This window comes from Microbacterium sp. 2216-1 (assembly GCF_046507855.1).
GTDB lineage: Bacteria > Actinomycetota > Actinomycetes > Actinomycetales > Microbacteriaceae > Microbacterium > Microbacterium esteraromaticum_C.
Genome location: NZ_JBKFTM010000001.1, coordinates 693,912 through 716,266 on the forward strand (window position 1 = coordinate 693,912; position 22,355 = coordinate 716,266).

30 protein-coding genes are annotated in these 22,355 nt (G+C 66.6%); 15 read left to right on the forward strand and 15 right to left on the reverse strand.

The genetic code is table 11. From position 1 onward, the window contains the following. The first annotated feature begins 84 nt into the window (after positions 1 to 84). Genes ACLD0U_RS03130 through ACLD0U_RS03140 form a run of 3 tightly spaced genes read left to right on the forward strand, consistent with a single transcriptional unit; the run spans position 85 to position 3,003 of the window. Positions 85 to 1,137, forward strand: a complete 1,053-nt coding sequence (locus ACLD0U_RS03130) for a 4-hydroxy-3-methylbut-2-enyl diphosphate reductase (protein WP_206821692.1) — start codon at positions 85 to 87, stop codon at positions 1,135 to 1,137. Further along, positions 1,134 to 1,691: a DUF6264 family protein gene (locus ACLD0U_RS03135; protein ID WP_179411406.1), complete on the forward strand. Its 558-nt coding sequence runs from the start codon at positions 1,134 to 1,136 to the stop codon at positions 1,689 to 1,691. Before ACLD0U_RS03130 ends, ACLD0U_RS03135 begins: the two co-directional genes overlap by 4 nt. 37 nt (positions 1,692 to 1,728) lie before the next feature. Then, the gene (locus tag ACLD0U_RS03140; RefSeq protein WP_410339801.1) at positions 1,729 to 3,003 is read left to right on the forward strand and encodes a hypothetical protein; all 1,275 of its coding nucleotides are present in this window, start codon (positions 1,729 to 1,731) and stop codon (positions 3,001 to 3,003) included. 89 nt (positions 3,004 to 3,092) lie between these two features. Here ACLD0U_RS03140 and ehuA read toward each other — a convergent pair whose 3' ends face one another. Continuing rightward, positions 3,093 to 3,908: an ectoine/hydroxyectoine ABC transporter ATP-binding protein EhuA gene (gene ehuA, locus ACLD0U_RS03145; protein ID WP_410339802.1), complete on the reverse strand. Its 816-nt coding sequence runs from the start codon at positions 3,906 to 3,908 to the stop codon at positions 3,093 to 3,095. Then, positions 3,892 to 4,497, reverse strand: a complete 606-nt coding sequence (gene ehuD / locus ACLD0U_RS03150) for an ectoine/hydroxyectoine ABC transporter permease subunit EhuD (RefSeq protein WP_410340264.1) — start codon at positions 4,495 to 4,497, stop codon at positions 3,892 to 3,894. Before ehuD ends, ehuA begins: the two co-directional genes overlap by 17 nt. Here ehuD and ACLD0U_RS03155 point away from each other — a divergent pair. After that, positions 4,418 to 4,663 (forward strand): hypothetical protein, encoded by a 246-nt coding sequence (locus ACLD0U_RS03155; protein WP_410340265.1) that lies wholly within the window; start codon positions 4,418 to 4,420, stop codon positions 4,661 to 4,663. The two genes, ehuD and ACLD0U_RS03155, sit on opposite strands and share 80 nt — an antisense overlap. Here ACLD0U_RS03155 and ehuC read toward each other — a convergent pair. Then, positions 4,548 to 5,273 carry an ectoine/hydroxyectoine ABC transporter permease subunit EhuC gene (gene ehuC, locus ACLD0U_RS03160; RefSeq protein ID WP_410339803.1) on the reverse strand — a complete coding sequence of 242 codons (726 nt, stop codon included), beginning with the start codon at positions 5,271 to 5,273 and terminating at the stop codon, positions 4,548 to 4,550. The two genes, ACLD0U_RS03155 and ehuC, sit on opposite strands and share 116 nt — an antisense overlap. Positions 5,274 to 5,289: 16 nt before the next feature. After that, the gene (locus ACLD0U_RS03165) at positions 5,290 to 6,189 is read right to left on the reverse strand and encodes a transporter substrate-binding domain-containing protein (protein WP_410339804.1); all 900 of its coding nucleotides are present in this window, start codon (positions 6,187 to 6,189) and stop codon (positions 5,290 to 5,292) included. A 208-nt stretch (positions 6,190 to 6,397) separates the two neighbouring features. Here ACLD0U_RS03165 and ACLD0U_RS03170 point away from each other — a divergent pair, with 208 nt between their 5' ends. Next, positions 6,398 to 7,156, forward strand: a complete 759-nt coding sequence (locus ACLD0U_RS03170) for a GntR family transcriptional regulator (RefSeq protein ID WP_206550217.1) — start codon at positions 6,398 to 6,400, stop codon at positions 7,154 to 7,156. 57 nt (positions 7,157 to 7,213) lie between these two features. On the opposite strand, the gene fbaA is transcribed toward ACLD0U_RS03170, so the two are convergent. After that, complete coding sequence (gene fbaA / locus ACLD0U_RS03175; protein WP_179411400.1) at positions 7,214 to 8,242, reverse strand: class II fructose-bisphosphate aldolase; 1,029 nt, start codon at positions 8,240 to 8,242, stop codon at positions 7,214 to 7,216. 182 nt (positions 8,243 to 8,424) lie between these two features. Between fbaA and glpX the strand changes: the two genes are divergently transcribed. Continuing rightward, positions 8,425 to 9,411 carry a class II fructose-bisphosphatase gene (glpX, locus tag ACLD0U_RS03180; RefSeq protein WP_179411399.1) on the forward strand — a complete coding sequence of 329 codons (987 nt, stop codon included), beginning with the start codon at positions 8,425 to 8,427 and terminating at the stop codon, positions 9,409 to 9,411. A 92-nt stretch (positions 9,412 to 9,503) separates the two neighbouring features. After that, a complete protein-coding gene (locus ACLD0U_RS03185; protein ID WP_410339805.1) occupies positions 9,504 to 9,788 on the forward strand; it encodes a hypothetical protein in 285 nt (94 codons plus the stop codon). 28 nt (positions 9,789 to 9,816) lie between these two features. On the opposite strand, the gene ACLD0U_RS03190 is transcribed toward ACLD0U_RS03185, so the two are convergent. Further along, positions 9,817 to 10,200: an ankyrin repeat domain-containing protein gene (locus ACLD0U_RS03190; protein WP_410339806.1), complete on the reverse strand. Its 384-nt coding sequence runs from the start codon at positions 10,198 to 10,200 to the stop codon at positions 9,817 to 9,819. A 28-nt stretch (positions 10,201 to 10,228) separates the two neighbouring features. Then, positions 10,229 to 10,819, reverse strand: coding sequence for a 3'-5' exonuclease (locus tag ACLD0U_RS03195; protein WP_410339807.1), 591 nt, complete (start codon positions 10,817 to 10,819; stop codon positions 10,229 to 10,231). Between the two features lie 251 nt (positions 10,820 to 11,070). On the opposite strand from ACLD0U_RS03195, the gene ychF reads away from it, so the two are divergent. From ychF to ACLD0U_RS03215, 4 genes are all read left to right on the forward strand, one after another. Continuing rightward, positions 11,071 to 12,144, forward strand: a complete 1,074-nt coding sequence (ychF, locus tag ACLD0U_RS03200) for a redox-regulated ATPase YchF (protein WP_179411395.1) — start codon at positions 11,071 to 11,073, stop codon at positions 12,142 to 12,144. Positions 12,145 to 12,203: 59 nt separating this feature from the next. Next, positions 12,204 to 12,947, forward strand: a complete 744-nt coding sequence (locus tag ACLD0U_RS03205) for a class I SAM-dependent methyltransferase (protein WP_410339808.1) — start codon at positions 12,204 to 12,206, stop codon at positions 12,945 to 12,947. Between the two features lie 385 nt (positions 12,948 to 13,332). After that, positions 13,333 to 13,515 carry a hypothetical protein gene (locus ACLD0U_RS03210; RefSeq protein WP_410339809.1) on the forward strand — a complete coding sequence of 61 codons (183 nt, stop codon included), beginning with the start codon at positions 13,333 to 13,335 and terminating at the stop codon, positions 13,513 to 13,515. Between the two features lie 98 nt (positions 13,516 to 13,613). Continuing rightward, the gene (locus tag ACLD0U_RS03215; protein ID WP_410339810.1) at positions 13,614 to 14,144 is read left to right on the forward strand and encodes a GNAT family N-acetyltransferase; all 531 of its coding nucleotides are present in this window, start codon (positions 13,614 to 13,616) and stop codon (positions 14,142 to 14,144) included. A gap of 2 nt (positions 14,145 to 14,146) precedes the next feature. Here ACLD0U_RS03215 and ACLD0U_RS03220 read toward each other — a convergent pair whose 3' ends face one another. The 4 genes from ACLD0U_RS03220 to ACLD0U_RS03235 all read right to left on the reverse strand — a co-directional run bounded on the left by ACLD0U_RS03220 (position 14,147) and on the right by ACLD0U_RS03235 (position 17,077). Further along, a complete protein-coding gene (locus tag ACLD0U_RS03220; protein ID WP_179411386.1) occupies positions 14,147 to 14,530 on the reverse strand; it encodes a helix-turn-helix domain-containing protein in 384 nt (127 codons plus the stop codon). Between the two features lie 4 nt (positions 14,531 to 14,534). After that, the gene (locus ACLD0U_RS03225; protein WP_410339811.1) at positions 14,535 to 15,305 is read right to left on the reverse strand and encodes a MerR family transcriptional regulator; all 771 of its coding nucleotides are present in this window, start codon (positions 15,303 to 15,305) and stop codon (positions 14,535 to 14,537) included. Between the two features lie 29 nt (positions 15,306 to 15,334). Continuing rightward, positions 15,335 to 16,243: a DUF2268 domain-containing protein gene (locus tag ACLD0U_RS03230; protein ID WP_410339812.1), complete on the reverse strand. Its 909-nt coding sequence runs from the start codon at positions 16,241 to 16,243 to the stop codon at positions 15,335 to 15,337. A gap of 99 nt (positions 16,244 to 16,342) precedes the next feature. Continuing rightward, positions 16,343 to 17,077, reverse strand: coding sequence for a DUF981 family protein (locus ACLD0U_RS03235; RefSeq protein WP_242519408.1), 735 nt, complete (start codon positions 17,075 to 17,077; stop codon positions 16,343 to 16,345). Between the two features lie 293 nt (positions 17,078 to 17,370). On the opposite strand from ACLD0U_RS03235, the gene ACLD0U_RS03240 reads away from it, so the two are divergent. The 3 genes from ACLD0U_RS03240 to ACLD0U_RS03250 all read left to right on the forward strand — a co-directional run bounded on the left by ACLD0U_RS03240 (position 17,371) and on the right by ACLD0U_RS03250 (position 18,903). Next, complete coding sequence (locus ACLD0U_RS03240) at positions 17,371 to 17,751, forward strand: hypothetical protein (protein ID WP_410339813.1); 381 nt, start codon at positions 17,371 to 17,373, stop codon at positions 17,749 to 17,751. 39 nt (positions 17,752 to 17,790) lie between these two features. After that, positions 17,791 to 18,228, forward strand: a complete 438-nt coding sequence (locus ACLD0U_RS03245; protein ID WP_410339814.1) for a VOC family protein — start codon at positions 17,791 to 17,793, stop codon at positions 18,226 to 18,228. A 105-nt stretch (positions 18,229 to 18,333) separates the two neighbouring features. Continuing rightward, the gene (locus ACLD0U_RS03250) at positions 18,334 to 18,903 is read left to right on the forward strand and encodes an alpha/beta hydrolase (RefSeq protein ID WP_347401110.1); all 570 of its coding nucleotides are present in this window, start codon (positions 18,334 to 18,336) and stop codon (positions 18,901 to 18,903) included. Positions 18,904 to 18,913: 10 nt separating this feature from the next. On the opposite strand, the gene ACLD0U_RS03255 is transcribed toward ACLD0U_RS03250, so the two are convergent. From ACLD0U_RS03255 to ACLD0U_RS03265, 3 genes are all read right to left on the reverse strand, one after another. Further along, positions 18,914 to 19,489, reverse strand: coding sequence for a 1-acyl-sn-glycerol-3-phosphate acyltransferase (locus ACLD0U_RS03255; RefSeq protein ID WP_410339815.1), 576 nt, complete (start codon positions 19,487 to 19,489; stop codon positions 18,914 to 18,916). Positions 19,490 to 19,605: 116 nt separating this feature from the next. Next, positions 19,606 to 19,896, reverse strand: coding sequence for a Fe-S cluster assembly protein HesB (locus tag ACLD0U_RS03260; RefSeq protein ID WP_410339816.1), 291 nt, complete (start codon positions 19,894 to 19,896; stop codon positions 19,606 to 19,608). A gap of 149 nt (positions 19,897 to 20,045) precedes the next feature. Continuing rightward, the gene (locus ACLD0U_RS03265) at positions 20,046 to 20,543 is read right to left on the reverse strand and encodes a DUF6328 family protein (protein ID WP_410339817.1); all 498 of its coding nucleotides are present in this window, start codon (positions 20,541 to 20,543) and stop codon (positions 20,046 to 20,048) included. A gap of 84 nt (positions 20,544 to 20,627) precedes the next feature. On the opposite strand from ACLD0U_RS03265, the gene ACLD0U_RS03270 reads away from it, so the two are divergent. Then, a complete protein-coding gene (locus ACLD0U_RS03270; protein WP_410339818.1) occupies positions 20,628 to 20,786 on the forward strand; it encodes a hypothetical protein in 159 nt (52 codons plus the stop codon). Positions 20,787 to 20,848: 62 nt separating this feature from the next. On the opposite strand, the gene ACLD0U_RS03275 is transcribed toward ACLD0U_RS03270, so the two are convergent. Continuing rightward, positions 20,849 to 22,315 (reverse strand): MDR family MFS transporter, encoded by a 1,467-nt coding sequence (locus ACLD0U_RS03275; RefSeq protein ID WP_410339819.1) that lies wholly within the window; start codon positions 22,313 to 22,315, stop codon positions 20,849 to 20,851. Positions 22,316 to 22,355 lie beyond the last annotated feature (40 nt).

Sequence of the window (22,355 nt, forward strand, 5' to 3'; positions counted from 1 at the left end):
GGCACCCAGAGCTGTCGCTCCCGGCCCTCGGACAGGCACGCTCGGTAGACTGGCGGCGTGAGTACACCCGCCATCTCGCTTCCCATGCCGCAGATCCCCGGACGCCGCCGCACGACCCCGCGCGAGCGCCTCGAGAACCGTCCTGTCGACGGTGAGAAGCGGGTGCTGCTGGCCGCTCCGCGCGGCTATTGCGCCGGTGTGGACCGCGCGGTCGTCGCCGTCGAGAAGGCCCTCGAGCGTTATGGTGCGCCGGTATACGTGCGCAAGCAGATCGTGCACAACATCCACGTCGTCACCGAGCTCGAGCAGAAGGGCGCGATCTTCGTCGAAGAGGTCGACGAGGTGCCCGAGGGAGCGCACATCGTCTTCAGCGCGCACGGTGTCTCACCGGCCGTCGTCGGGGCGGCATCCGATCGTGGCCTGCACGCGATCGACGCGACGTGCCCGCTGGTGACCAAGGTGCACCGCGAGGCCGTGCGCTTCGCGCGCGACGACTTCGAGATCCTGCTGATCGGTCACGATGGTCACGAAGAGGTCGAGGGTACCGCCGGTCACGCGCCTGAGCGGGTCACGATCGTCAACTCGCCTGAAGAGGCCGACACCGTCGAGGTGAAGGACCCGTCGAAGGTGGTCTGGCTGTCGCAGACCACGTTGTCGGTCGACGAGACGATGGAGACCGTCAATCGGCTGCGCACGCGTTTCCCCGAACTGCACAACCCGCCGTCGGATGACATCTGCTATGCCACGCAGAACCGTCAGGTGGCGATCAAGAAGGTCGCCAAGGACGCCGATCTGGTGATCGTGGTCGGTTCGGCGAACTCGTCCAACAGCGTGCGCCTGGTCGAGGTGGCGCTGGAGTACGGCGCCAAGGCCGCCTACCGAGTCGACTATGCCGATGAGGTCGACCAGGCGTGGCTCGACGGTGTCAATACCGTCGGGGTCACCAGCGGGGCCTCGGTGCCCGAGGTGCTTGTCGGCGAAGTGCTCGAGGCGCTCAGTGAGGCCGGCTACGTCGACGTCGAAGAGGTGCGCACGGCCGAGGAGGACCTCATGTTCTCGCTGCCCAAGGAGTTGCGTCAGGATCTCAACGGCAAGCGCGACGATCGCGCTCTCGGCGGCCGAGCGGCTCGCGCATGAGTACGGACCGGCCGCAGTACGGCGAGTACGCGACTCCCGAAGAGCAGCGCGCGCGGGCAGGGTTGCCACCGTTGGAGGCGGATGCTGCCGCATCCGCGCCGGTGATCGCGCCGCCCGCGGCGCAGGCTGTTTCTGCCGACGTCGCTCCGGCATCGCAGTCGGTGGACGCTCGGACGCCCGCAGGACCGATGAACCGTCTGATCACGATCGCGCTGCTGGCGCTCGGCCTGGTCAACGTGCTCACGTCGATCCCCGGGTTCGTCGACCTGGCGACGACGCTCAACCTCTCGCTGCAGATGCTCGGCATCGACGGCGAGTTCTCGAACTTCGCGGCGGCGCGTACCTGGGGTGTGATCTCGGTGCTCGTGATGCTGGCCGGGTACCTCGCCACGGCCTGGTTCTCGTTCCGTCTGCTCAAGCGCGGGCGCATGGCATGGTGGGTTCCGCTGGTCGGTGCCGTGGCCACGATGCTCGTGGTTTCGTTCTGCGTCTCGGTGCCGATGATGGGCGATCCGGCGTTCACGCAGAGCCTGCTGACGCCACCCGCCGGATAGCGCCGGGCGAGGTGTTCTGAACCGGTAGCCTCGAGCCATGGCAGCTGAGCAGACCGCGTTCCAGATCACCTACGCATCGGTCGAATCTCCCGACGGCGACGATCCGACGGTCGCGGCGGAGCGCATCCTGCGCGATGAACGGGTGCTCGCCGCACGACGTGAGTTCGACGGCGACGAGACGGTGCTGCTGATCCCGGTCACCGAGCAGGACGACATCGTTGCTCTCGATGACAACGGGCGGTTGCACTTCGACCTCTCGGCCCACCGGCTGATCGAGCTGTTCGAGGCCGCGGGTCTCATCCTGCACCTCGCGTACGGCGATGAGGAGGAGTTCGAAGAGGTCGATGCCGAGCTCGACGAGCAGTTCGGCGCGGCGTTCGAAGAGCTCGACGACTCGGCGGTCTCACCCGATGACCTTGCCGGCTTTGGAATGCCGGACGACGACGATGACGACGATGATGATGACGACGACCTGTTCCAGCCCGAGCCGGTGCGGGTCGCGGAGTTCTCACGCCGCGGCCCCTGGGCGGCGCGTGCCACCGCGCAGCTGCTGGGCACCGAGGTCGACTACCTCGAAGCGGGAACGTGGTCGATGTACGACTACCGCACCGGTCAGCCGCACGTCGCACTCACCAACGGACGCGCCGATCTGCCGGTGATCGAGGTCAACCGGCCCGAGTACGGCGAGGCGTGGGTCGAGGTGACCGCGCCGAACGGAGCGACCGCGATGGTGTGGCCGAACGCCGAGCAGCACACTCGCCCCGTGCTCGACATCGACGCGATCGAGGTGCCCGAGAGCGCCGAGGTGTACCGTCGCATGCTGACGGAGGCTGATGGCATCGGCGATGAGCTGATCGAACTCGGCATGGGCGCCGCGATCGACCTCGACGCCGCTCGTCGGGCGTGCCTGCCCGAGGTTCTCGGCGGTGTGGTCGGCGCAGATGAGCGGCTGCGTGCCTTCGTCGCGGCCTTCGACGTGCCCGTCGCGCTGATCGAGGCCGGCCTGGGCGAGCAGACGACGGGGCGGCGGTTCGTCGCCCGTGGGTGGGGACGCACGCTGGTGGACTTCTTCGTCGCGGGCATGGGCGAGACGACGGCGCTGACACGCCGCGATCGACCGGTCGCCCGTTTCTCGCGGTTCGTGCGCAAGCGCCCGCTGGTCGGCATCTCGATCGCCGTCGCCGAGCTCACCGCCGGTGTGGCTTTCACGCGGACGCGGTCGCGTATCGGTCGCGGAATGGGCATCCTTCTGATCATCGATGCGATCGCAGACCTCGCCATCTGGGTCGTGCGGCTGCGCCGCCGCCGCTGACCGCACCCCGCTGACGCTCTGTCCGTAGACAGCATCGTGCCCGCCCGGTGATTCCGGGCGGGCACGATGCGTGGAGCGCGCGGCCGCGCCTACAGTACAGCGGCGAGGAAGTCCTTCGTGCGCTGCTCCTGCGGGTCGGTGAAGATCTTCTCGGGCGATCCCTCTTCGACGATGCGTCCGCCGTCGAACATCATCACCCGGTTCGATACATCGCGGGCGAACTGCATTTCGTGGGTGACGATCAGCATTGTCACGTCGGTGTTGCGGGCGACGTCGCGCAGGATGTTCAGCACTTCACCGACCACCTCGGGGTCGAGGGCGCTGGTGACCTCGTCGAGCAAGAGGATCTCGGGTTCCATCGCCAGCGCGCGAGCGATTGCGACACGCTGCTGCTGTCCGCCGGAGAGCTGGGTCGGGTGGGCATCCGCCTTATCGGGCAGGCCGACCATCTCGAGCAGCTCATGTGCTCGTGCCACAGCCTTGGTCTTCGGCGTCTTCAGCACGTGCACCGGTGCTTCGATGATGTTCTCGAGCACGGTCATGTTCGGGAACAGGTTGAACTGCTGGAAGACCATGCCGATGCGTTTGCGCATCTCGTTGCGATGCTTCTCTTTGAGTTCGACGCGCTTGCCGTCGCGCTCGACATGCGTGAGCGGCTTGCCATCGATGAGGATGTAGCCCGCGTTGGCCTCTTCGAGAGTCATCACCAGGCGCAGAATCGTCGTCTTGCCCGAGCCACTGGGGCCGATGAGCGTGACGCGGTCACCCTTGCGCACGGTGAAGTCGAGGTCGTGTAGCACGATGTGGTCACCGAAGCGCTTCTCGACCTTGTCGAATCGGATGGCGGGCACCTCGCCGTTGTCCAGCGTGATCGCGCCGGTGTGAGTATCAGTTCGAGTAGGCAAGACGCTTCTCCAATCGTCCGACGAGCAGCGATGTCGGGTAGCTGGCGACGAGGAACAGGATCCCCGCCATGATGATGGCTTCGATGAACCGGAAGTTCTGGCCGCCGTAGAGCTGGGCGGCGCGCACCATGTCGGTCACGGTGATGACCGCGAGGAAGGGGGTCTCCTTGAACATCGAGATGACGTAATTGCCGAGCGCGGGAAGCGTCGAGCGCAGCGCCTGCGGGAACACCACCGCTGTCCAGGTGCGGCGACGCGACATCGACAGCGCGGTGGCGGCCTCCCACTGGCCGCGAGGTACCGCGTCGATTCCGGCACGGTACACCTCGGCCATGTAGGTGGCGTAGTGGATGCCGAAGATGATCACGCCGAGCGCGAGTGGCGGCATGGCGACGAACGCGTAGTTCGCGAAGAGCAGCTGCACGACCAAAGGTGTCATCCGGATGAAGTTCATCACGAACGTCAGCACGGCGGCGACCGGGCGGGGCGCGCTCCTTCTCGCCAGGGCGATGATCAGACCGAGGACAGCGGCGATGATGCTACCGAGTACGGTCACCACGAGCGTGACGGTGAGGAAGGCCCACAGCATGTCGGGCAGGGCAGCCAGGGCGTGGTCCCAGTCCCAGATGGCTCGTTCGTTCATGGCGTGTTCCCCTCTGCATCGACGGTGGGTGCGGCAACGGCCTCACGCAGCCGTGTGCCCTGACCCAGGCGGTGCTTGGCCCGCGCCTCGATTGCGTTCATGGCGAGGGTGAGCAGGTAGGCGATCACGAAGTAGACGACGAGTCCCAGGGAGTAGGCGAAGAACACGTCGGTGTCGATACGCAGCTTGTTGAGTTCGGCCGTGAAGTCGACGATCGTGATCAGGTACACGACGGCGGTGCCCTTCAGCAACTGGATCAGCAGGTTGGTGAGCGAGGGGATCATCAGCGCCCATGCCTGGGGAAAGACCACCCGCCACATGCGCTGCGTGCGCGACAGGCTGAGTGCGGTCGTGGCCTCCCACTGTCCGCGCGGCACCGCGTTGATCGATCCGCGCACGACTTCGGCACCGTAGGCGCCGTAGTTCAGCCCGAGCCCGAGGATGCCGACGAGGACGGGCGGAAGCTCGAGATTGAACGGGGGCAGCGGGAGGACGAAGAAGAAGAAGAACAACTGCACCAGCAGTGAGGTGCCGCGGAACACTTCGATCACCGTGCGTGCGAAGCCGCGGACGAGGATGTTGTCGAAGCGGGCGAGTAGCCCGAGTGAGATGGCTATGGCGAACGCCAGCAGGGCGCCGCCCACCGTGAGCTGAAGGGTGATCAACAACCCATCGAGCAGGTAGGGCAGCGCCCGCTGGAGCGCCTCGAGATTATCGGTCACGTGAGGTGCGGGGCGGTCAGCCGAGCTCGCCTGCGCACAACTGCGCGGTGGTCAGGTCTGCCGGCGGCAGGTTCTCGGCTGTGAACCCGAACGGCTCGACCAGGTCGAGGTAGGCCTGCTCGTCGCCGGTGATCTTCGCGAGTTCCTCGTTGTAGGCCGCGAGCAGATCACTGTCGTCCTGACGGAACACGGTTGACCCTGCGCCGACCTGCGCGACACCGTCGAGCTCTTGCACGAAAGCGCCGGTGGTCTCGAGGTCGGCGTTGTCCTGGGTCATCCAGTTCAGCGACACGGCGGTCAGTGCGAAAGCATCCGCGCGGCCGTACTGCACCGCCTCGAGGCCGGCGGCGGCGCTGTCGACCTTGATCACATCACTGATGCCCAGGGCGTCGGCGTAGCCCTCTTCGATCGCACCGGACTGCACGGCGAGCGTGACGTCACCGCTGTCGGCGACCGAGCCGAGATCGCTGAGCGATTCGGGGTTGCCGGTCGGCACGGCCAGGGTGGTGGTGTACATGATCTCGGGATCGCTGAACGCGGCCTGCTCGCAGCGGTCGGGCAGGATCGACATTCCCGCGCTGATGACATCCCAGCGACCGGCGTTGAGACCCGGGATCAGCGAGTTCCACTCGACTTCTTCGACCTTGATGTCGTCGATGCCGAGGTTGCTGAAGATCTGCTTGTGCAGCGCGATCGTCGCCCCGGTGGGCTCGCCGCCCTCGACCCACGAGTAGGGGCGCTCGGATGCGACGGCCAGCGTGATGGTGCCGGACTCCTGCGCCTTCTCGAGCGTGGTCTGGGCGTCTCCGCCGCCATCGCCGCCGGCAGAGCCGTTGTCGCCGGATGCGCAACCGGCGAGGGCGAGTGTGAGTACACCCAGGGTGGCGAGTGCGGTTCGGGTCGTGCGCTTGCTCATCATGCTCCTCTGTGTGGCTGTCTGTCGCGCCGGAGTGGGCGGCGACCGCGGAACACGATACGGGAAACTGTCGATCAACGTACAATCAGACGTGCAGATTGTCGACAATCCGACATGGAGATCGTCGCGGAGTCTGCGAGGAAAACACCGTTGAACGCGCGAGAATGAGAGACCGCGCGCACCGCGTTCTGTGGATGAGGAGACCCATATGCCCCGAGACCTGCCCCGCTCCGTCGGCCGGGCCGCAGTGCCGCGCGTGTCGCGGCTGTCGACCGTTGACCTCATCGCGATCGAGTTGCGCAAGGCGATCTTCTCGGGCGCGCTCGCGGTCGGCGCCTCACTGGGTGAGGTCGAGATCGCCGCGCAGCTGGGAGTGAGCCGCAGCCCGTTGCGTGAGGCCGCACAGCGGCTGGTGCAGGAGGGCATCCTCGTTGCGATTCCGGGGCGCGGGATGAGCGTCGCGGTGATCGAGGGGGATCAGATCGCCGACGTCTATGAGATGCGTCTGGCGATCGAAGCACAGGCCGCGCGGCGCGTCGCGCGCGCCGGCAACGCGGGGGCACTGCAACGCATCCGCAAGGCCTTCGACGACCTCGTCGCGGTCAGTGACGGAGAGGATGCCCGCGCGATCGGCGACGCCGATCTGGAGTTCCACCAGGTGCTCGTCGATGCGGCGGGCAGCGAGCGGATGACCCGCGCGATGGCCGCGTTGGTGATGCAGACCCGCATCATGAGCTTCAGCGTCGCCGACGGTTACTCCGTGCGCCGTTCGGTGTCACCGACGTACACGGTGCTGCTCGACGCGCTCGCCGCGGGCGACGCCGACGCCGCGGCCGCGGCTCTCGAGAAGCAGTTCTCGGATGCTGTCTCTCGCCTGCGCGGAGACGCAGACGTCGACACCGTCGAGGTCGACCTCGACGAGCAGCCGCAGGTGTTCCAGCCGATCGACGGAGCGATGCGCGACTGACTTCTGACGACGAAGCGCCGCCGGGGATCCGACGGCGCTTCGCTGTGGTGGGATGTGTCAGCTCTTGGACTGGCCGTACGAGCCGAGCTGCTTGGTCGACTCGACCACGCGAGCCGCCATGGCGGTCTCGGCGATCTTGCCCCAGGCGCGCGGGTCGTACTGCTTCTTGTTGCCGACCTCGCCATCGACCTTGAGCACGCCGTCGTAGTTCTTGAACATGTAGTCGGCGATCGCACGCGTGTATGCGTACTGGGTGTCGGTGTCGATGTTCATCTTGATCACGCCGTTGGCGACCGCGAGGGCGATCTCTTCGTCGGTCGAGCCGGACCCGCCGTGGAAGACCAGGTCGAGCGGCTTGGCGCCGGTGTTGTACTTCGCGGCGACCTCGGCCTGGATCTCGCCCAGCAGCTCGGGGCGCAGCTTGACGCCACCCGGCTTGTACACGCCGTGCACGTTGCCGAAGGTGAGCGCGGCGATGTAGCGACCCTGTTCGCCGAGGCCCAGTGCCTGGATGGCCTGGTCGACGTCGGCGAACGTCGTGTAGAGCGCGTCGTTGGAGCCCTCGTGGGCGACGCCGTCCTCTTCGCCGCCGACGACGCCGATCTCGACCTCGAGGATGGCGTTGATCGCCTTCATGCGGGGGAGGAGCTCCTTGGCGATGGCGATGTTCTCGTCGAGCGGCACAGCCGAGCCGTCCCACATGTGCGACTGGAAGATCGGGTTGCGTCCCGCCTTGACCTCTTCTTCGGAGGCTGCAATGAGCGGCTCGACGAAGCCGGCCAGTGCATCCTTCGGGCAGTGGTCGGTGTGCAGTGCCACGGTGACGGGGTAATTCTTGGCGACCTCGGTCGCGTAGCGCGCGAAGGCGAGTGCGCCGGTCGAGCGGGCCTTGACGGTGTGGCCGGCGAAGTAGTCGGCGCCACCGGTCGTGACCTGGATGATGCCGTCCGAGCCGGCCTCGGTCAGACCCTGAAGAACAGAGTTGATCGTCTGCGAGCTGGAGACGTTGAAGGCGGGGTATGCGAACCCGCCCGCCTTCGCTCGGTCGAGCATCTCTGCGTACTGTTCCGGAGTGGCGATGGGCATGAAATCTCCTGCTTCTGAAGGGCGGGGGTCAGCCTCAACTGTAGCCGCGCGCACGAGAGATCTTTCCGCTGTTGCGCGCGCTCGGGTCACATTCCTGCTCCCGCGTTAAGAACCGTGAATCCTTCATGTGGAAATCGCGAAAAGTCGCCGGTTTCGTCGCATCCGCTGGCTATGCTGACCGCATGGTGAGCCTTACAGCCGATCTCAGCCCTCTTCGCCCCGACCGCAACCTCGCTCTTGAGCTCGTCCGGGCGACCGAGGCGGCGGCGATCCGGGCCGTTCCGTTCATCGGCCGCGGTGACAAAGAGGCCGCCGACGGCGCCGCCGTCGACGCCATGCGCGCCTTCCTGGGCACCGTCGACTTCCAGGGCCGCGTCGTGATCGGTGAGGGTGAGAAGGACGACGCCCCGATGCTGTTCAACGGCGAGGAAGTCGGCAGGGGGCGTGGGCCGGAGTGCGACATCGCCGTCGATCCGATCGATGGCACCTCGCTCACCGCAGCCGGGCGCCAGAACGCCCTCTCGGTGCTCGCTGTCTCTGACCGCGGCTCGATGCTCGATGCCTCCAGCGTGTTCTACATGGACAAGCTCGTCACCGGACCCGCCGGAGTGGGCGTGGTCGACATCCGCCTGCCCATCGGCGAGAACATCCGCCGGCTGGCGAAGGCGCTCGACAAGCCCGTCGACGAGATGGTCGTCTCGGTGCTGAACCGTCCTCGCCACGAGAAGCTCATCAACGAGATCCGCGAGGCGGGCGCCGGTACCCGCCTGATGAGCGACGGCGACGTCGCCGGGGGCATCAACGCCGCCCGGCATGACGCACGAACCGACATGTGCGTCGGCATCGGCGGCAGCCCCGAAGGCATCGTCACCGCGTGCGCCATCAAGGCGCTGGGCGGTCACATCCAGGGCGTGCTCTGGCCACGCGACGACGAGGAGCGCCAGCGCGGCATCGACGCGGGGCTCGACGTCGACAAGGTCTACGAGGCCGACGATCTCGTGCAGGGCAACAACACGATCTTCGTCGCCACGGGTGTCACAGACGGGCAGCTCGTGCGCGGTGTGCGCCGTGAGGGCAACTACCTCTACACCGAGAGCGTCGTGCTGCGCAGCGCATCCGGAACGCTGCGTCGCATCGTCTCGGACCACCTCGTCTCGAAGTGGCTCTGACGGCAGATCCCCCGATTCCCAGGGCATCCTGGCACAATGGGTACGACCGATGCCCGCAGTGCACCGGCGAAGCCAGAACAGGAGAGCTCGGGATGTCGACGAACGAGCAGTCTGAGCAGCCGAGTCGCGTGCAGCAGATCACGACCAAGACGGGACGCATCCTGCGCGTGACCGACGAGCAGATCGCGGCGGCGCTCGCCCAGCAGACGGTCGTCGCCACGCAGCCGAAGGTCGACCCCGCCCGCCGGGCTGACGTTCTCTTCCGCGTGCGCCGTGACGAGGGGCACGAGCTGAGCTCCTGGTGGATGATCGGAGCGTTCGTCGTGACCTCTGGTGTCGTGATCGCGCTGTTGTCGTGGGTGCCCGGCGGCGCGTGATCTACGCGTTCTCGGCAGAAGCTACGCCCTAGTACGAGTCGAGTACCGCGCGCATACCGGTCAGTCCGAACTGGTCGGCGACCTGTTTTGCCGTGTGCGCTCCGGCGACCTGATCGGCTCCGGCATCGAGCAGCATCCGCAGCAGTGATTCGTTGCGGCGGAAGACCGCGCACGCGACGGCGGTCTGCCCGTTCGCGTTGACGGCGTCGAGGTCGGCGCCGCGGGCGACCAGATCGGCAACCGTCTCGGCCTGCTCGGCGTACGTCGCGACGATCAAGAGCGTGTCCTGCTTGGCGTTGCGCACGTCGATGGGCACACCGGCGTCGATCATCTCGCCCAGTGGGCCGGTTCGCCCTTGGCGGGCCAGGTCGAAGGTGCCGTCGATGACCTCTGGGCTCAGTCCGCTCGTCATCGCACCATTCTCGCCGATGGCGGCGGGATCAGGCGACTGCGCGCTGGGCGGGCTGAGGTGCGGAGGTGAGTTTCACGCCGAGTGCCGAGCCGAGGGCATCCACGTCGTGCACCGCGGCACGGCGGGCGGCGTCGATGACGATCTGCGCGCACGCACGCGCGTCGGCCAGAGCGTCGTGGTGGTCGAAGTCGCCGAACCCGGCGGCGGCCGCCGCGACAGGCAGGCGGTACGAGTCGAGATCGTAGGTCTTGCGTGCGACGGCGAGCGAGCACAGCGAGCGGTACGGGGGAGCGTCGAAGCCCGCGACTTCCGAAGAACGTCGCAGCACCTTCACGTCGAACCCGGCGTTGTGAGCCACGAGCACGTCGTCACCGGCGAAACCGCACAGGCGGTCGAGTTGCTGGGCCCACGTGTCGGCGCCTGCGACGTCGTGCGGGTGGATGCCGTGGATCTTGATGTTCCACTCATTGAACTCGTCATGTCCGACGGCGGGGCGGATCAGCCAGCCGGTCTGGGCGACGACCGCTCCGCCGCGCACACGCACCAGACCCACGGAGCAGGCCGAGGCAGGGCTGGAGTTCGCGGTCTCGAAGTCGATCGCAGTGAAATCCAGTGGCACGCAACAAGTCTCGGTGCGGAGTCTGTCGCATCCGATCAGGCGCGCCGCCGCGGCGGGTGATCCGGTCGTGACGGCGGCATGCGGGCATCCGGTGTGCGGAGGGCATCCGCTGTTCGAGAACAGGCGCTTCGACGAGAACAGGACCGTTCTGACGAAACCGTCCTGTTCTCGTGAACCGTCCTGTTCTCGGAAGGCGGCTTCCTGCTCGGCCGCGGTATGGACGGCAACGGCCCCCGGTAGACTTGGCTCCCGTGGCTCTTACTATCGGAATCGTCGGTCTGCCCAACGTCGGCAAGTCCACCCTCTTCAACGCGCTGACCAAGAACGACGTGCTCGCGGCGAACTACCCGTTCGCGACGATCGAGCCGAACGTCGGTGTGGTCAACCTGCCCGACCCGCGTCTGCAGACGCTGGCCGGCATCTTCGGTAGCGAGCGCATCCTGCCGGCGACGGTGTCGTTTGTCGACATCGCCGGCATCGTGCGCGGAGCGAGCGAGGGAGAAGGACTGGGCAACCAGTTCCTGGCGAACATCCGCGAGGCCGACGCCATCGCGCAGGTCGTGCGCGGCTTCGTCGACGACGACGTGGTGCACGTCGACGGTGCGGTGAACCCGCAGAACGACCTGGAGACCATCAACGCCGAGCTGATGCTCGCCGACCTGCAGACGATCGAGAAGGCGCTGCCTCGTTTCGAGAAGGAGGTCAAGCGCAAGACGATCGACGGCTCGGTGCTCGACGCGGCGCTCGCGGCGAAGGATGCGCTTGAGCGCGGTCAGCTGCTGTCGACCTCGGGTATCGATCTGGCGCCCGTGCGCGAGCTGGGCCTGCTCACCGCCAAACCGTACATCTACGTTTTCAACGTCGATGAGTCGGTGCTGACCGACGATGCCAAGAAGGGCGAACTCGAAGCTCTCGTCGCGCCCGCCAAGGCCGTCTTCCTCGACGCGAAGATCGAGTCGGAGCTCATCGACCTCGATCCCGAGGACGCTGCCGAGCTGCTCGAAGCGACCGGGCAGACCGAGTCGGGTCTCGACCAGCTCGCACGCATCGGCTTCGCGACCCTGGGGCTGCAGACCTACCTGACGGCCGGGCCGAAGGAGTCGCGCGCCTGGACGATCCCTCAGGGGGCCAAGGCGCCGCAGGCCGCAGGCGTGATCCACACCGACTTCGAGAAGGGCTTCATCAAGGCCGAGGTCATCTCGTTCGACGACCTCGTCGAGACCGGCTCCGTCGCCGAGGCCCGCGCCAAGGGCAAGGCCCGTCTTGAGGGCAAGGACTACGTCATGCAGGACGGCGACGTGGTGGAGTTCCGCTTCAACGTGTGACCCACCCCAGTCGTTGAGCGAGCCGCAGGCAAGACGAAACGCCTGCCTATGCTGGTCTCATGATCGATGAGTGGCGACGTGCGTATGAAGAGTCGACCATGGTCGGTTGGGACTTCTCGACTCTCGACGGACAGCTGATCGCGGACGAACCGTGGTGGGACTTCGAACGGGACTGTCGCTCCGCGATGGTTCGTGCGCGGCAGATCGTGGATCTTGGAACGGGTGGCGGCGAGAGGCTGTTGGATCTCGTGGGCACGGATGGCATCGCGGGCAAGAGCATCATCGCCACGGAGGGCTGGGAGTCGAACGTCGCAGTAGCGCAACAAGCTCTCGCCCCGAGGGGCATCACGGTCGTCAGATACGACTCGGAGCACGACGCGCGCATGCCACTTGCCGACAGCAGCCTTGACCTCGTGATGTCGCGTCATGAGTCGATTGATCCGCAGGAGATTTCACGGGTGCTCGCCCCTGGCGGTCGGCTGTTGACGCAGCAGGTCGACGGTCGCGATGCGGAGGAGATCCACGAGTGGTTTGACGAGCCATTTGAGTATCCGCACGTGACTTCGCGTCGTTTTGTCAACGACATAGAGGCGGCGGGGCTGCGCGTCGACGTCGTGGACGACTGGCACGGCACGATGGAGTTCGAGAATGTGACAGCCCTGATCACCTATCTTGCTTTGACACCTTGGGATGCACCGAACTTCTCCGTATCTGACCACGAGGCCAAGTTGGTGGCGCTGGACGAAGATCGCCCCATCAAGGTCACGCAGCGGCGTTTCCGCGTGTACGCGACCAAGGCGTAGGCCATTGACGTTGGGGTGCTCTGCAGGTGCCTATCTCTGATGTCACGCGTGTAGCGCGTCGTGGCAAGAGTCGCCTCGTGCGAGCGGTCGCTGACACCGCTAACGGTGACGTGACCCGGTGGAGTTCCGCTTCAACGTGTGACGTGCCCGGTCGTTGAGCGAGCGGAGCGAGCGGTGTACTGAGCGAGCGAAGCGAGTCGAAGTGACGAAACGCAGCTTGTAGGCTCCCTCGCATGGATGGTGTTCCCCAGCTCGGCGAGCGATTCGCCTGTTCCCTGACTACGGCCGCGATTGGCCGCTCTGGGAGAAGTCGACGCCCACCTGGGATGTCGGCTACACCACCACACCGGACATGTATGGGTTGTCGGAGGACCTGACGCGCGACATGGCTGAGTGGAACGCCCATTGGGACGCGAACTTCGATCCGTTCGGCGGTTGGAAGGATGATGCGGTGCGCGAGAGGTGGCGACAGGATGGCGCAGCCATCGCGAAGCGTCTGCAGGCGGAGGTCGCTGACTTCGCCGATGTGTCATACGAGCCGTGGCCGCTGCTGGGCGGCGATGAATAGCCGTACATCTGTGGCTTCATGACGGAGGCTGAGCCGACGGCGTCTCTCGACCTGCAGGGTCGGTTCTTGCCGGCCGGGGGCATCGGTAGCATCGTGCCATGCGCTCCTCCGAATCCATCTCTCGCCCACCGGCCACGCGCAATCGCCCCGTGGTTACCTTGCGCTCTTTCGAGATCGGTGACCGTGAGTTCTTCGCCTCGTTGGCGACGGATGAACGCGTCGTGAAGTTCGTGGGTGATGGGTCTCCCTGGTCTGCCGAGCAAATCGACTCGCGAATCGACCTCGCGCTTCGCGGCCTCCCAGCTTCAGAGCCGGGCGCTGTGCGCTGGCATGTTGCCGAGACGGAGGGCGAGCGGGCGGGTCTCTTCGTTGCGTCGCGACGCGAGGACACCGTTGAGATTGGGTACTGGCTCGCGCCTGCGAGGTGGGGGCAAGGCCTTGCCGGTGTCATGTTAGACGCCGGTCTCCTGGTCGTGCGTGAGCTCTTTGGTGCTCTTGATGTGGAGGCGCACATTGACCCGGCAAACGTGGCGTCGGTTGCGATGGTCGAGCGGCGCTCATTTCGCTTTGTGGGTCGTGCTGACGGCATCGGGCGCTACGTGCGCGCTCCTGGCGCATACGCAGAGTGAACCTACCCCCGCCCGGCGAACGTCAGCTCGTGCGTCTCGCGCGTCGGAATCTGCACGTGGTCATCGCCGAACGGCATGTAGTCGACGGAGTGCAGGTAGCCGTCGACGACCCAGAGCTCGATGAACCCGAGCGTCTCGCTGTGTGCTGAGACCTCGACCATGGCGAACGGGCCGCCGTCGTGGTCGATCGGCGCGAGGCCGGCCTTGCCTTCGAAGGTCAGCAGAAAGCACTCGCACTCGGCGTGGGGGTACCCGCCCCACTGCGCCTGCATCAGCTGCTCGCGGGCGATTGCTGATTGCGCATCCGTGCCCGAGCACAGCAACTCCATGAGCTGGCGCTCGGTGCGGGTCAGGCGGGTGCCGACTGGGCGCTGCTGTGCTGGCATCCGATCAGCGTAGTGCGTTCGCGACGTGCCGTCGCAGCGCATCCGCGGCGAAGTGTGCCGCGTTCTCCGAACCGAACGCGGCATGGAAGTCGGGGTGCGTCTCGTACTGATCCGCGAGGCCGAGGATCATCTCGGCCGACCTCGCGGCATCGCCCTCGTGCGTCGGCGTTCCGGGGATCTCCGACAGCCAGTCCACGTGCGAGACCGCGTGCGCCTGCGCGGCGGGGGAGTCGGTGGCGAGCCCCGCTTCGTGAAGCTCACGCCACCTGGCCAGCAGCGCCTCGCTGCGTGCCTTCCACTCGCGTTGCTGACGTAGTGACTTTTTATGCCACCACTGGTTCGACACCTCGAACGCATCGCGTCCCCACCGCTCGACGACCTCATGCTCGTAGCGGTCGTTGAACCCCTCGAGCATCACATCCATGCGCGGCTCGCGGCCCTCTCGGCGCATGTGCACGGTGTGCTCGACCGCGCGAATGCGCCGGTCGAGACTCTCCCGCTCCCGCGAGAGCTGCGCGAGGTGCGACTCGAGCGCGGCGACTTCTGCCTCGGGCCCAGCGGATGCTGCCAGTGTGGCCGCGATGTCGGCCAGGGGCATCCCGGTCTCCCTCAGCATCAGGATGCGCTGCAGGCGCGCGACCGCATGCGGCCCGTAGTAGCGGTATCCGTTCGAGCCGATGCGGTCCGGGGTGAGCAGATCGATCTGGTGGTAGTGACGCAACGTGCGACCACTGATGCCGGCGCGCTGCGCCAACTCGTTCACTGTCCACTCCACCGGCCGCCTCCTGCCTTGCGCTGTGCTCGTCAGTCTCGCAGAGCGTGCGCCAGACCGAGACGCCGCATGGCGACATCGACGATCTCGGCGGCGGGTGTGAAGATGCTCGCGGCGGCCGTCGTTCCGGCCGCGTCGAGGTACGCCCGCACCAGGCGCGCCCCCGCCGCATAGCCGGCCCCCGTGGGCAGGCCGACCGGTTCCGCGCCGAAGAGCCGCGCGGTGGCATCCCCGTGCACCCACGAGGCGAAGTTCTGCATTCCGGTCACGCTGAGACCCGACGCGACCTTCGCCAGCACGTCATCATCGCCGCGCACGCGATCGCTGACGAAATGAGTGAATCCGCGCTCGCCGTAGAGCTCGGCGGCGAACAGATCTGCGAGCCCCTCCGAGATCACCTGCTCGCCCACCGTCACGGTCAGCGGGTCCCAGATCACTCCGCCGGGGGAGTAGCGCACGTTGTGGTGCAACTCGTGGATGACGATGGCCTCCAGGCGGTCCATCACCTCCGGCGTCGGCCAGAGGGTGAGAGTGATGTAGCCGCTGATGCCGCCGAAGGCCGAGAGGCCCTTCACCTCGTTCATGAAGTGCTCATGTGTGTGGTCACCCAGCACGAGCAGCACCGTCATGTCGGGCACCTCGTGAGCGGGGTTCGCTGCTTTCAGCGCCGCCGCGCCGGTGTCGAGTGCGGTGCGGATGCGGTTCCAGGCATCCGCTTCGACGAGTCGAGCGAGCCCGTCCTGCGCGGCCTCGGTGGGGGAGTCCCAATCAAAACCGAAGCCTTGCCGGTGGACGGTGGCGAGGTCGACGCCGCCGGGGACGAAATGGTACATACCCGCCATCGGCGCCCACATCTCTCGTACGAGGTCGGCTCGAAGGTCGGATGCTGCTGTCAGCGCCTGGCGCATCATCGGCGCGCTGTCGATCATGGTGATGGTCATGCGACCGACGCTAAAGGTTGCCGTTGCGGCAAGGTCAATACAACCACTCGGCCTGCCGTCCCGGAGAACGGCAGGCCAAGCAGTAGGGCAACGGCGGTGTTACTGCATCGTGTTCACGATCAGGCCGATGTGGGTGTAGAAGTTCATCGCACCGAAAAGCAGGAACGCGGCACCGGAGACGGCCCAGACTCCGCCCATCCACTTCGCGATCTTGGTCAGCGGCTTGGTCGCGGTGAACGAGTTCAGCGCGAACGGGAAGAGCACGGCGCCGACGCCGACGAGGGCGAACAGGCCCGACATGAAGATCGCCTCAACGATCGGCCACTCCGCGAACATGCCAGAGATGGGCTCATCCGCGGGGGCGGCGAACAGCTGGAAGTACACACCCGCTGCGGCAATGCCGAACAGGGCGAGACCGAGACCGAAGATGAAGATGCCGAGGGGCTTGGCAACAGCTGCGACCTCAGCGGGGCGATCTTCGGCGGCGACGATCTGGTCGCCGCGCTTCCACAGGTACAGCGCCGCGGCGAGCAGCAGCACACCGAGGCCCAGGCTGGTCTCACCGAAGACGATGTTGTCGAAGGGGAAGTACTTCGCGAACGGCCAGGTCAACGTCATGTGAGCGCCGGTGAGGGTGAGGATTCCACCGAGCACGCCGGCGCTGAGCGCCCAGCCTTCCGCCTTGAACTGCTTGTCGCGGTGCAGCGTCCGCCCGAGCAGCACGAGCAGCAGCAGGCCGGCACCTGCGGCGAGCGACATGATCGTGTTGTAGGTGGGCATCTGCGTCCAGTCGATGACCAGACCTGTTTCGCTTCCACCGAGGAATTCGTCCATTGTTCCTGTCTTTCTTTCTCTGCTCGCGCGCGGGTATGGGGGCGCAACCAACGTCGACGCGCGTCGTGCGCGAGCCTGCAACGGTCGTCGGCGTTGGCCGTGAGTCGGGCTATTGAACCGTCGCAATCCGCCGGGTGCGGTCGAGTACTGACCGGCCCTGCGCGGTGGGGGTGAAAGAGCGGCACATCATGCGCGGCTCATGAGGGAGCATGCTCTTAACCCTATGCTCTTCCAATGTCTGCTGGGGGCGGTCGCTCAGGCCGAGCGCACCCCGAGCCGACTACCCTTGAGGCATGCGTCGAATCGCCCGGGTCCCCGTTCTTGCCGTCGGAGTGCTCGCGATCGGCGCACTCACCGGGTGCTCGTCGATCGCGCAGCTCACCGGCGAGGCCCTCGGCGTCGATGTCGAGCAGGTCTGCCAGTCGGTCGACGACATGTATGCACAGTACGAGGGACTGCTCGCGCAGGGTGATGCGACTGCGGAAGACCTTGCGGCAGCGCGGGACGGTCTCGTCATCACCCTCGAAGGCGTCGCTGATGACATCGGTGGCCAGGTCGGCGACGTCATCCGAACCAACGCCGACCGCCTCGCCGATGTGGCCGACCCGAACGCACCAGAGGCGATTCGGGCGATCGAGCAGGTGAAGTCCTCGCTCGAGCCGCTCTGCGGCTGACCATGGCCTGAGCACCGCTCCGCCGCTACGCTGGCCCGCATGGGCATCACGCTGGAGAACGTCGGAATCACCGTGCGCGACATCGAGGCCACGATCGCCTTCTTCACCGACTTGGGTCTGCACGTGGTCGGTCGAGACACCGTCAGCGGGGAGTGGTCTGAGGTCGTCACCGGTCTGGACGGCAACCACGCACGGATCGCGATGCTGCAGACGCCGGACGGGCAGGGGCAGCTCGAACTCATCGAGTACATCCACCCGGAAGCGATCGAGACGACGCCGACGAATCCGAACGACATCGGCATGCACCGCGTCGCGTTCTCGGTCGATGACCTCGACGAGGCACTGAAGGTCGCTGCGCGCCACGGATGCCACCCGCTTCGCGGCGTCGCCAACTACCAGGACATGTACCGGCTCGTTTACCTGCGTGGTCCCTCGGGCATCCTCGTGATGCTCGCGCAGGTGCTCTCACCGGCCTGACCGGGCATGCAGATTCTGCCGAACTTGTCGGCGAGTACCGTCGTTGCATACGGTGATGGGGGCGCTACACGCGTCGAGATCCGGTTCCACAGAAAGAGCACCACTGTGACAGAGAAGACCACCTTCGAGCCCGACGGCCGCGCCGTGCCGTTCATCGACGAGGGTGAGGGGCCCGTCACTCTGGTGCTGGTCACCAACCGTGAGCTCGAAGCCGACGGTCTCGGCGTGATCTCGCACTACCTCGCCGAAGAGGCCGGCTTCCGCGTCGTGCGCGTGGGGTCCCGTGCCCAGGCAGAAGGCGTGACCGTGCAGGAGCGTGCGGCGGATGCCCTCGCCGTGCTCGACCACCTCGGCATCGACGACACGTGGATCGGCGGTCACGGACACGGCAGCACGATCGCCCGTGTCTTCGCAGCCGACCACACCGACCGGGTCAACGGCCTGCTCATGCTCGGCGTCGAGGATGAGCCGATCGCGCTGGCATCCGGCATCCCCGTGCTCATCATCCAGGCCGAGCAGGACGACGTCACCCCGGCCGCCAATGCCGAGGCGCTGCGCGCCACGGCCCCCGAGCGCGCGAGCGTCACCACGATTCCCGGCGCCGATCACTACTTCCCGGCGACCCACCCCATTGAGACGGCGGTCGTCATCGAGGAGTACCTCGACTGGGACTGACCTGCTGAGCTCAGCGTGAGCGCGGTTCGTCGCGGAGTCGGGGCTCGACCCGGTGCTCCGGGCGCAGTCCCGACTTGTCGGCGTAGAACGCGCGGATGCGGTCCATATCGCCCGCGACATCTCCGGTGAGGTCGATTGTGGGGCCCAACCCGGTGGTCATCGTCGTGCGGTCGACGTAGCCCAGGGTCACGGGCATCCCGGTCTCGCGGGCGATCCGGTAGAAACCAGACTTCCAGTGGGTGTGCCCGCTCCGCGTACCGTCGGGAGTGACCACCAGTCCGAACACCTCGCCGGCGTGCGCCTGCGCGACCACATCGCCGACGATGCGGCTCGGGTCGTCGCGGTCGACAGCGATGCCGCCGAGCGCCCGCATCACAGGGCCGCGCCAGCCGCGGAACAGGCTCTTCTTGCCCAGCCAGTGCACCTCGATGCCCAGTCGCCAGGCGATGGCGAGCATGAGCACGAAGTCCCAGTTCGAGGTGTGCGGGGCGCCGATCAGCACCGTGGGACGAGTGGGTGCGGGCTGCGTGCTCAACGTCCAGCGCGAGAACGTCCAGTACACCCGCGCGATGAGGCGTCGAAGCATCCTTCCAGGTTAAGTGACGCCGCATGCATGCGAAGGCATGCACCGCATGTGCGTGGAGCGGAGACGACGAGAGCCGCCGCCCCGGGTGGGGACGACGGCTCTCGTGCGGCGCGGAATCAGGCCGGCTGCGGCAGCAGGGTGAAGGACACTGCGCCCTGCTCGTCGACGGCGGCGTCCAGCATCTTGTCGCCGAGTGCCTCTGCGGCCGTCTCTTCGAGGAAGACACGGGTGGTCTCGTCACCGACCACGGCGTCGCCGGGCTCGGGACTGGGGGCGACCGTGACCGCGAAGCGCGGCTCAGCCTCGGTGCCCGAGGAATGGATGCGCAGGCCGGCATCCGGGCCGGTGCTCTGCTGGGCGACGATGGTCGCCGCGATCGTGTTGGCGTTCTCGGTCAGGGTGAGCATCGCGCTCTCCTTCCGGTTGCGGACACCACGCCGTCCAGCGCGATGTCCCGGCCACGATTCCGCACCTGCCGCACGGGTTCAAGCTCAGCGCCTGACTCTGAGGGGTTTCCCACCTCGGGCGCGCAGGATCTGGATAATGCGGATGCTGTTCACCGACGCCGGCGCAGGAACAGAGGCCACAACACCCACAAGCAGATAATCGCGAAGATGCCGGCACCCCCGGCGATCAGTGCGAACGTGCGCGTGAACGTGACATCGATGATCAGCATCGTCACGCCCACCGTCACCGCGGCGATCACCACGAGGTTCGCTTTGACGATGCGGTTGGCCGCGCGTACGAGCTCGGTCTTGCGCCGCCTGCCGAAGAGCACCCGGTGCATGCCCACCGGAGCCAGCGCAAGGATCGTCGCGGTCGCCGCCAGCAGCACCAGCAGGATGTACAGCACCCGCTGGCTCTCGGTCAGCTCGTGGAACAGCGGCTGGAATGCGACCGCCAGCAGGAAGCCGGTGAGGATCTGCGTGCCCGTCTGCATGACCCGCAGCTCCTGCATCATCTCTTCCCAGTTGCGGTCCGCGCGCTCATCGGAGCTTTCACCGCGGCCATCGGAACGGCCAGCAGCGCCATCGCCGGCGGGCATACTGCTCATGCCACCGCACGGTACACCGCATCGGATGCCGGCGAAAGCGCGACCGGCGATGCCCGGTCACGCGGTGAGGCGTAGCATCGAGGCATGACTGATGCGCAGAGAGTCGACGGTGGCGAGGGCTTCGCGGCACTCCCCGGATTGCAGCTGCTGGGTGAGGACACCGCGATGGGCGCGTGCGTCGACGGCGTGTGCGCCGTACCCGGTGCATCACCGGCATCCGTCGGCGCAGAGAAGGCCGACTGAGCCGCACTCACGCAAACGGCGCCCCGCGTCGAGCGCGGGACGCCGTTCACGCCGAGCGGAAATCAGTGACCGGCGTGAGCCGGGGCTTCGTCGGTGTCATCGACCGGCTTGCGGATCAGGAACGCGCCGATGATCGTCACCGTTGCGATGATCGCCCCGATCAATACCGCTGCACGGGTGCCCGCTGCGACTGCACCGGGCACCTCCGTGCCGCCGCCTGCCGCGACGATCGCGGTGAAGACGGTCATCATGACGGCGATGCCCGCCGCGCCCGAGACCTGCTGCACGGTGCCGATGACGGCACTGCCGTACGAGTAGAACTTCGGCTTCAACGAGCCCAGTGCCGCCGTGAACAGCGGTGTGAACGACAGCGCCAGTCCGATCGACAGCAACGTCTGCGCGACCAGCACGAGCCACACGGAGCTGTTGGTGTCGAGCGTCGAGAACACCCACAGCATCGCCGAGGCGAGGAACGCACCGGGGATGAGCAGCACGCGCGTGCCGCGGCTGTCGTAGATGCGGCCGATCACGGGGCCGAGCAGACCCATCGCCAGGGCACCGGGCAGTACGACCAGGCCGGCGCTGGTGGCATCCAGCTGCAGGCCGTCCTGCAGGAACAGCGGGATGATCGTGATGCTGCCGAAGAAGGCCATCGAGAGCAGGAACATCTGCACCATGGCGAGCGAGAAGTCCTTCGACAGGAAGATACGCAGATCCAGCAGCGCATCGTCCTTGCGCTGCAGCACGACCTGGCGCCAGAGGAACAGACCCAGACCGACCACGCCGATCACGAGCGACAGCACCATCGGCACGGGGTTCGCGCCCGAGGCGAGACCGCCGATCTGCGTGAGACCGTACACCAGGCCGCCGAACCCGAAGGCCGACAGGACGATCGAGAGCACATCGATCGGCGCATGCGTGGTCTCGCCGACATCGGTCAGCCAGCGCCATCCGATGAACATCGCGATCAGGGCGATGGGCAGCACGACGACGAAGATCGCGCGCCATCCGAAGTGATCGAGCAGGAAGCCCGACATGGTGGGCCCGAGCGCCGGCGCCAGCGAGATCACGACGCTGACGCGTCCCATGATGCGGCCGCGTGAAGCCGGCGGGACGAGGTTCATGACCGTCGTCATCAGCAACGGCATCATGATCGCCGTGCCCGACGCCTGCACGATGCGCGCGCCGAGCAGCATGGGGAATCCCATGGCGAAGATCGCCAGCAACGTGCCCGCCGAGAACAGCGTGAGGGCTGCAAGGAACATCTGCCGCGTCGTGAACCGGCGCAACAGGAAGCCCGTCGTCGGAATGACCACAGCCATCGTCAGCATGAACGCGCTGGTCACCCATTGCGCCGCGATGGGCGTGATCTGCAGATCGGTGATGAGGTGCGGGATCGCCATGCCCATCGTCGTCTCGTTGAGGATCGCGACGAACGCGGCGATCAGCAGCACCCAGATGACTGCCATGTCCTTGCGCGGGATGTCGGCGCGCACCGTGGGGGATGGGCCGGTCTCTACGGCAGACATGGGTCTCCTCAGTGGTCGTGTGCGGATGGCTGACCGCGAG

Excerpts from the sequence above, each read along its gene's own strand:
- ACLD0U_RS03270 (WP_410339818.1), top strand. The coding sequence starts at position 20,628 with ATGACTGATGCGCAGAGAGTCGACGGTGGCGAGGGCTTCGCGGCACTC.
- ACLD0U_RS03230 (WP_410339812.1), bottom strand. The coding sequence starts at position 16,243 with ATGACCATCACCATGATCGACAGCGCGCCGATGATGCGCCAGGCGCTG.
- ACLD0U_RS03260 (WP_410339816.1), bottom strand. The coding sequence starts at position 19,896 with ATGCTCACCCTGACCGAGAACGCCAACACGATCGCGGCGACCATCGTC.
- ACLD0U_RS03210 (WP_410339809.1), top strand. The coding sequence starts at position 13,333 with ATGGCTGAGTGGAACGCCCATTGGGACGCGAACTTCGATCCGTTCGGC.
- ACLD0U_RS03240 (WP_410339813.1), top strand. The coding sequence starts at position 17,371 with ATGCGTCGAATCGCCCGGGTCCCCGTTCTTGCCGTCGGAGTGCTCGCG.
- ACLD0U_RS03275 (WP_410339819.1), bottom strand. The coding sequence starts at position 22,315 with ATGTCTGCCGTAGAGACCGGCCCATCCCCCACGGTGCGCGCCGACATC.
- ACLD0U_RS03155 (WP_410340265.1), top strand. The coding sequence starts at position 4,418 with ATGATCAGACCGAGGACAGCGGCGATGATGCTACCGAGTACGGTCACC.
- ACLD0U_RS03135 (WP_179411406.1), top strand. The coding sequence starts at position 1,134 with ATGAGTACGGACCGGCCGCAGTACGGCGAGTACGCGACTCCCGAAGAG.
- ACLD0U_RS03185 (WP_410339805.1), top strand. The coding sequence starts at position 9,504 with ATGTCGACGAACGAGCAGTCTGAGCAGCCGAGTCGCGTGCAGCAGATC.
- ACLD0U_RS03245 (WP_410339814.1), top strand. The coding sequence starts at position 17,791 with ATGGGCATCACGCTGGAGAACGTCGGAATCACCGTGCGCGACATCGAG.
- ACLD0U_RS03130 (WP_206821692.1), top strand. The coding sequence starts at position 85 with ATGCCGCAGATCCCCGGACGCCGCCGCACGACCCCGCGCGAGCGCCTC.
- ACLD0U_RS03190 (WP_410339806.1), bottom strand. The coding sequence starts at position 10,200 with ATGACGAGCGGACTGAGCCCAGAGGTCATCGACGGCACCTTCGACCTG.
- ACLD0U_RS03140 (WP_410339801.1), top strand. The coding sequence starts at position 1,729 with ATGGCAGCTGAGCAGACCGCGTTCCAGATCACCTACGCATCGGTCGAA.
- ACLD0U_RS03235 (WP_242519408.1), bottom strand. The coding sequence starts at position 17,077 with ATGGACGAATTCCTCGGTGGAAGCGAAACAGGTCTGGTCATCGACTGG.
- ehuD (WP_410340264.1), bottom strand. The coding sequence starts at position 4,497 with ATGCTGTGGGCCTTCCTCACCGTCACGCTCGTGGTGACCGTACTCGGT.
- glpX (WP_179411399.1), top strand. The coding sequence starts at position 8,425 with ATGGTGAGCCTTACAGCCGATCTCAGCCCTCTTCGCCCCGACCGCAAC.
- fbaA (WP_179411400.1), bottom strand. The coding sequence starts at position 8,242 with ATGCCCATCGCCACTCCGGAACAGTACGCAGAGATGCTCGACCGAGCG.
- ACLD0U_RS03220 (WP_179411386.1), bottom strand. The coding sequence starts at position 14,530 with ATGCCAGCACAGCAGCGCCCAGTCGGCACCCGCCTGACCCGCACCGAG.
- ACLD0U_RS03255 (WP_410339815.1), bottom strand. The coding sequence starts at position 19,489 with ATGCTTCGACGCCTCATCGCGCGGGTGTACTGGACGTTCTCGCGCTGG.
- ACLD0U_RS03170 (WP_206550217.1), top strand. The coding sequence starts at position 6,398 with ATGCCCCGAGACCTGCCCCGCTCCGTCGGCCGGGCCGCAGTGCCGCGC.
- ACLD0U_RS03265 (WP_410339817.1), bottom strand. The coding sequence starts at position 20,543 with ATGAGCAGTATGCCCGCCGGCGATGGCGCTGCTGGCCGTTCCGATGGC.
- ACLD0U_RS03215 (WP_410339810.1), top strand. The coding sequence starts at position 13,614 with ATGCGCTCCTCCGAATCCATCTCTCGCCCACCGGCCACGCGCAATCGC.
- ACLD0U_RS03205 (WP_410339808.1), top strand. The coding sequence starts at position 12,204 with ATGATCGATGAGTGGCGACGTGCGTATGAAGAGTCGACCATGGTCGGT.
- ACLD0U_RS03165 (WP_410339804.1), bottom strand. The coding sequence starts at position 6,189 with ATGAGCAAGCGCACGACCCGAACCGCACTCGCCACCCTGGGTGTACTC.